This window comes from Epilithonimonas caeni DSM 17710, assembly GCF_000426465.1.
GTDB lineage: Bacteria > Bacteroidota > Bacteroidia > Flavobacteriales > Weeksellaceae > Epilithonimonas > Epilithonimonas caeni.
The window spans coordinates 436,011-446,033 of sequence record NZ_KE384527.1 but is presented as its reverse complement, the minus strand read 5'-3'; the positions used below and the strand labels follow the sequence as shown (position 1 = coordinate 446,033).

Annotated in this window: 9 protein-coding genes; 8 read left to right on the top strand and 1 reads right to left on the bottom strand. The window is 35.6% G+C overall.

The annotated features are described in order from the left end of the window. Together K319_RS21680 and K319_RS0117030 are read left to right on the top strand one after the other, a co-directional pair. Positions 1–912: T9SS type A sorting domain-containing protein (locus K319_RS21680; protein ID WP_027384702.1), on the top strand; the 912-nt coding region annotated here is incomplete at its 5' end. A gap of 355 nt (positions 913–1,267) precedes the next feature. Beyond that, positions 1,268–1,969 (top strand): SMI1/KNR4 family protein, encoded by a 702-nt coding sequence (locus tag K319_RS0117030; RefSeq protein ID WP_027384701.1) that lies wholly within the window; start codon positions 1,268–1,270, stop codon positions 1,967–1,969. Positions 1,970–2,216: 247 nt separating this feature from the next. Here the strand turns inward: K319_RS0117030 and K319_RS0117025 are convergent, their stop codons facing one another. Next, the gene (locus K319_RS0117025; protein ID WP_027384700.1) at positions 2,217–6,854 is read right to left on the bottom strand and encodes a T9SS type A sorting domain-containing protein; all 4,638 of its coding nucleotides are present in this window, start codon (positions 6,852–6,854) and stop codon (positions 2,217–2,219) included. A gap of 181 nt (positions 6,855–7,035) precedes the next feature. Here K319_RS0117025 and K319_RS0117020 point away from each other — a divergent pair, with 181 nt between their 5' ends. From K319_RS0117020 to K319_RS20690, 6 genes are all read left to right on the top strand, one after another. Beyond that, a complete protein-coding gene (locus K319_RS0117020; RefSeq protein WP_027384699.1) occupies positions 7,036–7,347 on the top strand; it encodes a winged helix-turn-helix transcriptional regulator in 312 nt (103 codons plus the stop codon). Positions 7,348–7,611: 264 nt separating this feature from the next. Further along, positions 7,612–7,788: a histone H1 gene (locus tag K319_RS21890; protein ID WP_027384698.1), complete on the top strand. Its 177-nt coding sequence runs from the start codon at positions 7,612–7,614 to the stop codon at positions 7,786–7,788. Positions 7,789–7,937: 149 nt separating this feature from the next. Further along, positions 7,938–8,306 (top strand): helix-turn-helix domain-containing protein, encoded by a 369-nt coding sequence (locus K319_RS0117010; protein WP_027384697.1) that lies wholly within the window; start codon positions 7,938–7,940, stop codon positions 8,304–8,306. A gap of 98 nt (positions 8,307–8,404) precedes the next feature. Beyond that, positions 8,405–9,160, top strand: coding sequence for an SDR family oxidoreductase (locus K319_RS0117005; protein ID WP_027384696.1), 756 nt, complete (start codon positions 8,405–8,407; stop codon positions 9,158–9,160). A 91-nt stretch (positions 9,161–9,251) separates the two neighbouring features. Beyond that, positions 9,252–9,611 carry a DoxX family protein gene (locus tag K319_RS0117000; protein ID WP_027384695.1) on the top strand — a complete coding sequence of 120 codons (360 nt, stop codon included), beginning with the start codon at positions 9,252–9,254 and terminating at the stop codon, positions 9,609–9,611. Between the two features lie 92 nt (positions 9,612–9,703). Next, positions 9,704–10,021: a hypothetical protein gene (locus K319_RS20690; protein WP_027384694.1), complete on the top strand. Its 318-nt coding sequence runs from the start codon at positions 9,704–9,706 to the stop codon at positions 10,019–10,021. The last annotated feature ends 2 nt before the right edge of the window (positions 10,022–10,023 follow it).

The following is a 10,023-nucleotide window of genomic DNA, read 5'->3' as shown; positions in this document are numbered from 1 at the left end:
TGTAACGGTGCTTCAAATGGTTCAGCCACGGTAACGGCCTCCGGCGGAACAGGCCCTTATACTTACAGCTGGTCACCGAGTGGCGGTACTGCCGCAACAGCTACGGGCCTTGCAGCGGGAACCTATACGGTAACCGTTACTGACGCTAACAGTTGTACGGTGACAAGAACATTCACTATCACACAACCAACGGCTCTTGTCGTAACTACATCCCAGACCAATGTGGCTTGTAATGGAAGTGCAACAGGAACAGCGACAGTCAACGTATCCGGTGGAATAGGTCCTTATACTTATAGTTGGTCACCATCAGGAGGTACGGCAGCTACGGCTACAGGACTGGCAGCAGGTACCTACATTGTGACTATCATAGATGCCAACAATTGTCAGACGACAAAATCGTTTACCATCACGCAGGCCACCGCAATCAGTGCACCGTCAGGTGCTACGGATCAGACCTTTAATTCCGGGGATAATCTAAGTGCTTTAGTCGTGAACGGGCAGAATATAAAGTGGTATGCTTCAGCTTCAGACGCAACTAACCATAATAATGTATTACCTATGAGTACTTTACTGGTGACAAATACGACTTATTATGCGACCCAAACAATAGGAGGTTGCGAATCAAAGACATCACTTGCAGTTAAGGCCACCGATATTACATTGGGTGTTATAAATGAGGGCAAGCTTGCTAAAATGCTGGTATACCCCAATCCTGTAAATGATATCTTGAGGTTTTCGGGTAATGAAAAAATCAGTAAGGTCATCATTTTCTCACTAGAGGGTAAAAAAGTAATGGAGAAGGTGATGAATGATGATAAAATGGTGGATGTTCATAATTTGATTCAAGGAAATTATATTATCAATGTATTCACTGAAAAAGGCATCCAGACCATTAAATTCATTAAGAAATAATTATAATATTAAAGATAAGGCCGTTGTATTGCAACGGCTTTTTTTATTATTGGAGCCAATTAAGACAATTCTGCTTATTTTATTATCCAGTTTGTCGATATGTAGTAAGATCAGTTTATGTGGAATTCAATTTAATACATACTAAATATTTTTGCCAAAGAGAAATATAACACAGACAGAATTGAATAAAAAACTACTGTTAACAAGGTATTGGCAAAGAATAAGACTGAAGTGCAAACTTCGGCTTTTGTGTTTCTGGTTAAGTTTTGTACATTAGTCGAACGGGTAGTACTTCGATCGTTCCGCCTTCACCAAGCCATAACCGTTAACTGCCATATTACGAAATCTATACAGAATGACAAATACAGAAAAAATCAGAAAACTTTATGGCTTACCCCAAAACGAAAATTTTGGGTTTGCCGATACTGAAATTATTGAACTTGAAGAAAAACTAAATATCAAATTTCCTTTAGCACTTAAAAACTATTATTTGACTTTAGGAAAAGTCAAAACATTAAACTATTCACACAACAGGCTTTTAAATCCAAGAAATGAAATTGGATTTTCAAATGACAGATATTTAGTGTTTTATGAGGAAAATCAAGGAGTTGTTTATTGGGGAATTAAAGAGGAAGATTTAAAGTTAGACAATCCGGAAGTTTGGGGAAATTATGGGACAGAAGAAAATCCAGATTGGCATGTTGAAGCAAATTCAACAGATAATTTCTTGCTGCTTATGGCTGTTTATAACGGAACTTTTGGTGGGCTAAAATACAATGCTAATTATTTTGGACAGGTTCAATCAGAAACAATTAAACTTATAGAAAAGAATTGGACAATAGTAACAGAAATTTCCTGGGATAAACAAAAAGTTTATACAGTTAATTTCCACGAAGTTTTAAGCCTCTCATTTGATGATCAGGATAATTGTAACGGAATTTTTATTGGAACAAGTAATCAGGATAGTTTTGATAAAATTTTAGACGGTCTTGATATTGATTGGTCTTATACTTCATACGAAGATGAAGATTGCGAAGAAGAATATGAGGACGATTAAAAATACGTCAGCTAACATGGTATTGCCAAAGCTGTGTTGAAGTGCTTCTATTGAATTTTTTGCTATATTTAAATACTTGATCCCGCCTTCGATAATTCCATAGATCTAAAAGCCTTTCTTACTACATACAAGTTCCTATAACGACAACGAAAAAGTTAATGATCAAAAAATTAAAGGATTCCTTTGTTGTTTTTTGTTCAGAAATTATAAAATAAAAAACTCCGCTGTTGTGCGGAGTTTCTAAAATTTATTGTTTTATAATTTTTATAACACTTTCAGAATTATTTATTCTTAAGAGATATATCCCTGTAGATAAATTGCTCACATCTGTCTGCTTATTATCAAATCTACCTTCCTTCACTAATTGACCTGACATATTATAGATCTGGAAAAAATATTCTTTGTCGTCGTTTGCATCAATATTCAACTTATCTTTTACAGGATTAGGGAATACTTTAAGCTTTTCCGCCATTTGCACCACTTCAGTCTTTGCAAAAACGGTTGTTGCTTTTTGAAGAGCGTCTGGCGGGGCGGGAATTGCATTAGGGTCATATCTTCCGATTTCTTTACCATTAGCATCATATTCTATTTTTGCACAGCGACATGACATTGCCTGATGTGGGTTAAATGCTGCACCTGTTGCCATTTTTGAATATCTTATACTTAGACCCATTGCATTTCCTACATTCGAATCTCCTAAAGAAGCTGTCCAAACACCGACTCTTGGAAAATCTTTGGCTAGTGAAATGCCGTTTTCACCTCGTATGCCTGTGATAGGATAATTACCTATATTATAATTAGCATTGTCAAAAATCCAGCCTGTGGAAACGGTTGTTCCTGAAGAAATCGTTCTGCCCGCATATATCTCAATCGCTGAATTGGTAATAATGGTATTCGTTGATGAATCCCATGTCTGCTGTATTCCTTTAACATTGTCGGTTCTCAATGGATCTAGAATATTTCCATAATACCATGGAGAGTTCCCTTTGATCCCGTCACCACTTCTGACATAAGGATTAGAAGGAGAACTGTTAAGGAAAGCAAAAGAAGCATCAGGAATTCTCCATCCATCTGGACAAGGGTCATATGGAGATTTTTCAGTAGCATGTCCCCAACGGTTTGCTGCCAGGTTCGGATTATTGCTTAACCAGTCTTTACTTGCGCCCGTTGGAACATCTTGATACAGATACATTAATGGGTTTTCAACCGAATATTTAATGACTTTTTGAATCTGGTCTATTCTTTTGGAAGCAGTATTGACTATTGCAGAATATTGAGAATAATTTCTAACATATCCTGTCACTGTATTATTGTATATATTTTCATTAATTATCTCAGCTCCCTTGAAAATATTCTCTTGATCCAAGAAAGTTGGTATAGGATCTTTTCTTCCCCATTGATATTGTAGCCCAATAGATTTTTTATAAGTAACGTCATCTATCAATGCTCCTTGTGCTAAAGAAGGAAAAGCTATTAATGCGCCTAAATTTCGGTCCATAAACTTTGTTTTTAATGGTGCGGTAACGAGACTTTCTGTCGGATTTACAACTATTCCATTATTGGGATTAGGAATATAAATTCCTTCGGTAATATATTCCGCTATAGGTTGTGGTTCGGTTTCCGGTGCCCATATTTGCCAGCTCCATATGATAGGGTCAGATGAATTTCCATTATTTCCCGAATGTAAGGCTATAACAGCATTTCCATAGACACCAGCGTTTCTTTCAACTGTGATAACAGTGTTTTCCAGTCCGTTATCTGTTAAAGAGATATTAGAAATAAGATTCTGATTAGTGGTCCAATTTATACTTGCGGATTTTATCCCAGCAGGAAATTCTTGATTGTCTGATAAATGCAATTTCTGCATTGCAAAAGCTTTTCTTACATTGAAAGTTTTATTATTTTCAGTTGGTAATATAATGTAAGTATTGGCGTCCTTTGTCCATGTTTTAAGAGTTTCTGAAGAAAGGCCAGTATTAATGGAAGGAATAAATTCGGTGGTAAAATTATCCAAATGCTTTTCGTTCGGGTCTTTAATACATCTCACTGGCCCTGCACCTTTTTGCGGACTGATTTGCCCCACATTCATTCTGTATTTTGAATCTTTGGCGTATTTATAGAAATCTTCTACAATACCAAAGGTTCTTGCAGAGGCGTTATCATAGATAGATAATGTTGCCAACGCAACACCTCCTGTGCTCAACCAATTCATATATCCAATTTTTGGGGTCGAGTTCATGTAATCTCCTTGTTCATTAGGTCCAATAAAAACATATGCTCCGGAAATTGGAATGATGCCCAAGTTTCTACCAGGCTCGTTTCTAAAATCAAATCCTAAACTTGGATATATTCTCAAGTTATTCGCAAATGGGTTAGTAGCGGTATAGGTGAACTCTCCTGCCGGTTTTCCGCCATTAACTGCCGGATTTAAAGCACCAGTAGCATTATGTCTGTCATCATCAGTTCCCCAGGTTCTACCTAACGGATTGAATGTATTAGCGTTTCCTGCTCCCACAATACTGCCTGTATGAGAAGGTATTCTCCATCCGCAAGGGCATGGGTCATAGGATGATTTCAATTCATAGGATTTTGAATCGGCTGCTACTGCGGCATTACTTGTGGTATGATTGGACCATGCCCCTTTTCTATTGTCACCCCATAAGTCCCAGTTTATTTTAGCATAGATATCTGAGGAATCTAATCTAAAGTAGTCATCCGAAAACCAATGACCAAAACGTTCTATGAAAGATATCATTGTTAAAGGATTTTTAATAGAATATTTTATGTTTTCCTTTATCTCTGTATGAATATTAGGACTATTGTAGGGTCTGGTGATCCACCCATATGAACGACCGGTATCCTTGTTGAAATTTGAATATACATATCTGCCGGCTTCCCCATTGATCTCATATGCAGAGCCGTCTTTGTAAACTAAAGGGGGAAAAGGGTCTTTTCTTCCCCACTGATACATTAGTCCGGCAGATTTATTCCAATCGTTACCTAAAAATTCTGCATTGGTCGCTCCCAGATTTCTGTTCATCCATTGAAATGTATAGGGCGAGCCATCTCTGTTTGTTAAATTATTAAACAAATATGGATTGAGAGTTGCAGTGGTAAAAGTTGTTAAATTGGCAGGAAGTAATCCTAATTCATACCCTTGTCTGTAAGTTGAACCTCCGGCTTCAACATCATCGGTTACCCAAATGTGCCAACTCCAATATATAGGGTCAGTAGAGTTTCCGTTGTTTCCTATGTGAAAAGTAACTACGGCATTTCCTTTTCCTTTTGCTTTATCTATTAAAATCTTAATTTTTGACAGGTCTGGTGTTGCTCCAGAGACAATGTCCAGTTTATAAGAATTTGGCTGAGGGGTTTTGATCAAGCCGGAATTATCCTCCCAATATACATATGCAGATGCTTGTCCTCCTGAAATGGGAGTCCCTAATGATAAAATATTATCAGTGGTATTTGCCCACATGGCATAAGCTTTTCCTACGGGAATGTATAACCCGTCATTGTTTTTTGAGGGGTCAAAAATATAACTATTTGGAGCTTTGGTCCAATCTTTTACAGTATTGTCCGGTTGCGCCCCAGTATTGATCACAATACAATTGCTTGCACAATCGGTGGGATCATATGCTGTAGAGTTTCCAAAAACCCCCACATATTTGATGAATTTCCTAACCTGAGCTTCTATCTCGGACAAAGGTCTGGAAGTCCCATTCCAACTTGCTGTTACTTGTCTGTTTCTGATAGCGCCAACTCCATATAATGAAGCTTTGGAAGTGTTACTTAAAAAGAAATTTTCAGAACCAGGTCCTCTGTCTTTTCCATAGAGAGGGGGATAACCATAATCATTCACGGTATTGTAATTGCTTAAGGCATCAATTGTTACATAGCTTCCGTTAGCCTTATAAACTCTCAATCCTGTTACCTTACTGATAACTATTACAACAGGCTCCTGGTCTGTGATGACATCGGTCAGTTTATTGCTGATATAGTTATAAAGGTTGTAATATCTGTTAACTAATGCATTGGGGTTTTTAAAATCCAAATATCCTCTTCCCCAACCTTCTCCTCCTTCTTCCGGAGGCAAAAACCAATTGCTGAAATTAATGAAGAAACCTGCGCTGGAGAATTTGCCGGCAAACATATAAACAGGATCATGATAAGAGTATTCAAAAGGACTGGTATCACTTCCTTGATATATGTATTTTTGAGAACTTGCTATTGTTTCGAGATTATTAGGATTCTCGATTTTGATTGCAGGTGAATTTATATCAGTATTATCAATTGTGCCGTTTCCCTGGATTGATAGAACGATATTGTCCAGTTTTTTGTTTAAATGTTGGGATGTGACTCTATCCTTTACTCCAGAGACTGTTCCGTCAGGGTTTAATAAAACTGTTCCATTTTTCTTGGGAGTGAATAGAATTGTATATTCATTTTCATCCAATTCACAGTTGTTCGAGCTATAATCAGACTGTTTGTAATGACTTACTTGTTTATCCCAAGAGATGGATTGCCAGTTTGTAAGATTGGTATTGGAACTTAATTCTATCTTCATATTTCGCAAGCTCACGGTAGATGCTGGTAACTCAAAAGTAGCCGTAAGGTCTTGATTGTATTGGATATTTGCAGTGAATGACTTGCACCATATTCCTATCCAATTTCCTTGCGCATTTTTGTATTTGATGGTAACTTTTACATCATCCGTAGTAATTGGTTTGGTAAACTTTCCTTTAATTACGACTGCTCCGTTCTGGTTGATGACTTGATTGACTTCAATGTTTGAATCTAGGTCTACTGTGCTTTGGGCATTAATAGGTATCTGTATTAGACTCAAAAATAGAAATAAGAATTTTAAAAAAGATTTTTTTTCCATTTTTTCATGTTTTTGTTGATTGTGTTTATGCGTTCTATTCTTCTTTCTAATGATTTTTCATATTTTTTTTCTTAATTATTTGTTTGCTAATTAATATGTTTGGTATTACTTTGTAGTTATGTTATTATATTTTATGCAAATATTAATATTATAGAATAATTTCACAATAAGTAAATAAAATATGACTACCAAAAACACACTTGATGATTTAGAAATTTGCCCTATGCAAAAACTTTTGAAACTATTTTCCGGTAAACTAAAGCCTGAGATATTTTTTCTGGCAACAAAATCTACTTTAAGATTTAATAGTCTGTTACGCGAACTGGAAGGTTCAAATAAACAGTCACTATCAATTGCTTTAAGGGATTTGACAGAAGCGGAATTACTCAAGAAAATTATTATTAGTAAAAAACCTTTACATATAGAATATCATCTTACAGAAAAAGGAAGGTCTTTAATTCCTGTCTTTGATCAGTTGGAAGGGCTATTTTAAATTAACTTCCTTTTAGAACTCATTATACCCGTTTTTTTTAGAAATGGGTTTATTGATGTTGTATGTCGATAAAAAGACAGATTGTAAAATAATTTTTTACCAACTTATTCAAAAATAAAAAAAACAGGAGAAAGAATTGATTTTTTGAAGAACAATTAAATGTTAATACGAGATTTCAAAAAATATATTCTCTGTGATAGATATGAAAATATTATAAAACAATTATATTTGCATTCATTTTTAACAAAAAATATTTATAGACAAATGAAAGAGCTAATCGAAAAGATCAATGCAGAGTTTGATGCATTCTCAAAAGAAGCGGAACAACAATCAGAAAAAGGAAACAAAGCAGCTGGGACAAGAGCCAGAAAGTCAGCTTTGGAACTTACAAAGCTTTTTAAAGAATTCAGAAAAGTTTCTGTGGAAGAATCTAAAAAATAATTCTTATTCTAACAGGATAAGTTTTTTATTTGTAGACAATTAAAGCCCTTTAATTTATATTAGAGGGCTTTTTTGTTTGAAATAATGTAACTGATTTAAAAGTATTTATAATTTAGATGTATATTTAAATAATCCAATACACATATTGAATGAAAAATAATTCTCAGATCAATTCTAGAAGTAAAGAAATTACAACCAAATATTTCCAATTTTTAGATCAGCATATCAATGATGTTGTCAATGGAAGAGTTTTGGAGTTCATGGAGCTTAATCAAATTGCATCCGAGTTGGCGATTTCCCATCAACATTTGACAGATACGATACGAAAAGAAACAGGAGAACATCCATGCCATTTTTATGATGAAAAAATAATTCTTATGGCAAAAGAACTTTTAAAAGACAAAAAAGTCTCTATTGCAAATGTTTCTTTATCATTAACTTACGACCCTTCTAATTTTTCCAAATTCTTTAAGAAATGGACGGGAATGACACCTGGTGAATTTCGGAAAAAGATGTAATAATTTCCGAAATTCTTCTATATTCCGAAAAGTTCACCATGTAATTGTGATTTTCATTGTTGACTTTTGTATGATTAACATTTAAAAAAATTATAAGAATGTCAACACAAGATGTAAAAGGTAAAGTTGTTTTAATTGCCGGGGGCGGGAAAAACCTTGGTGGATTATTAAGTAAAGATTTTGCTGCAAAAGGAGCTAAATTGGCGATACACTACAACAGCGAAAGTTCTAAAGCGGAAAGTGAGAAAACCTTAGCAGAAGTTCAGGCTTTGGGAGCAGAGGCATTTTTGTTTCAAGGAGACTTGACCAAGGTAGAAAATATCACCAAATTCTTTGATGAGACTATTGCTAGGTTCGGAGGTATCGATATCGCTATTAATACTGTTGGGATGGTACTTAAGAAGCCATTTACAGAGACTACTGAAGCAGAATATGATACCATGTTCGGGGTTAATTCCAAGTCAGCCTATTTCTTTTTGCAAGAAGCTGGGAAAAAACTGAACGACAATGGTAAGATCTGTACGATTGTAACTTCTTTATTGGCGGCTTATACAGGACTTTATTCTACCTATGCCGGTGCAAAAGCCCCTGTAGAGCATTTCACAAGAGCGGCTTCTAAAGAATTTGGAAGCAGAGGGATTTCCGTAACGGCGGTTGCGCCTGGTCCTATGGATACACCTTTTTTCTATGGTCAGGAAAGCGACGATGCTGTAGCTTATCATAAATCTGCAGCAGCTTTAGGAGGTTTGACAGACATCAAGGATATTGCCCCGTTGGTAGAGTTCTTGGTAACAGAAGGTTGGTGGATCACTGGTCAAACGATCTTTGCTAATGGTGGTTACACTACCAGGTAATAATTGATTTTTCAAAATTAATGTAGAATGGATAATTGTGATTTAATATTAAATTCGGTTATCCATTCTTTTTACTATAAAGAACTATTATATGATACTGAAAATCATTAACTCTATATTGATTCTTGTCGCACTGTTCATGGGAGTTAAGCAAGGGTTCGCTATGTTCTCTGGTAAAGCGGAGATGATGGAGATGTTCAGCAAATGGGGATTTTCCAGGACGGGATTGGCTGTTAACGGTGCTGTTACAATGATTGCTGCTATTATGCTGATTTTCCCGAAAACATTTGTCTGGGGCAATTTTATCATGGCTGCCGGGATTCTCTTGATTATCTGCTTCCACCTGATAGATAAAGATCTGAAAGGAGTAATGATCGAATTACCATTTTTATTACTGAATCTGATCATCATCTACCTGCAACACCCTTTCAAAGATGGCTTTTTATCATGAGACTTTTATCTTTTATGCTGATAATAGGTTTTACCATTTCGACATGTGCGCAAAAAACTGAAAAAACAATTGCAAATCAAAAACAACAAATAATGGACTACAACAAAATAACAAATGAGACTGTAAAAAAAGCCGTTGAAGCTTTAGAAAACGGAGACAAAAGCTGGTACTCTTACTTTACGGAAAATCCTACAATGACCGATGATGGTAATAAGGTTGATTTCAAATCATTCTTCGCAAAAGCTTTGGGAGAGGAAAAATTTCTTAGCATTGATAAAGTTGAGAATGATGGTAAAGATGTCTATGGAAATTTCAAAGCTGGAAAATGGGGTACATTTAAGGTTTTCTTTAAGTTTCATCAGAATACTGAGGGAAAATTCGATCGCTTAGATATTGGCCAAGCTAATTAATC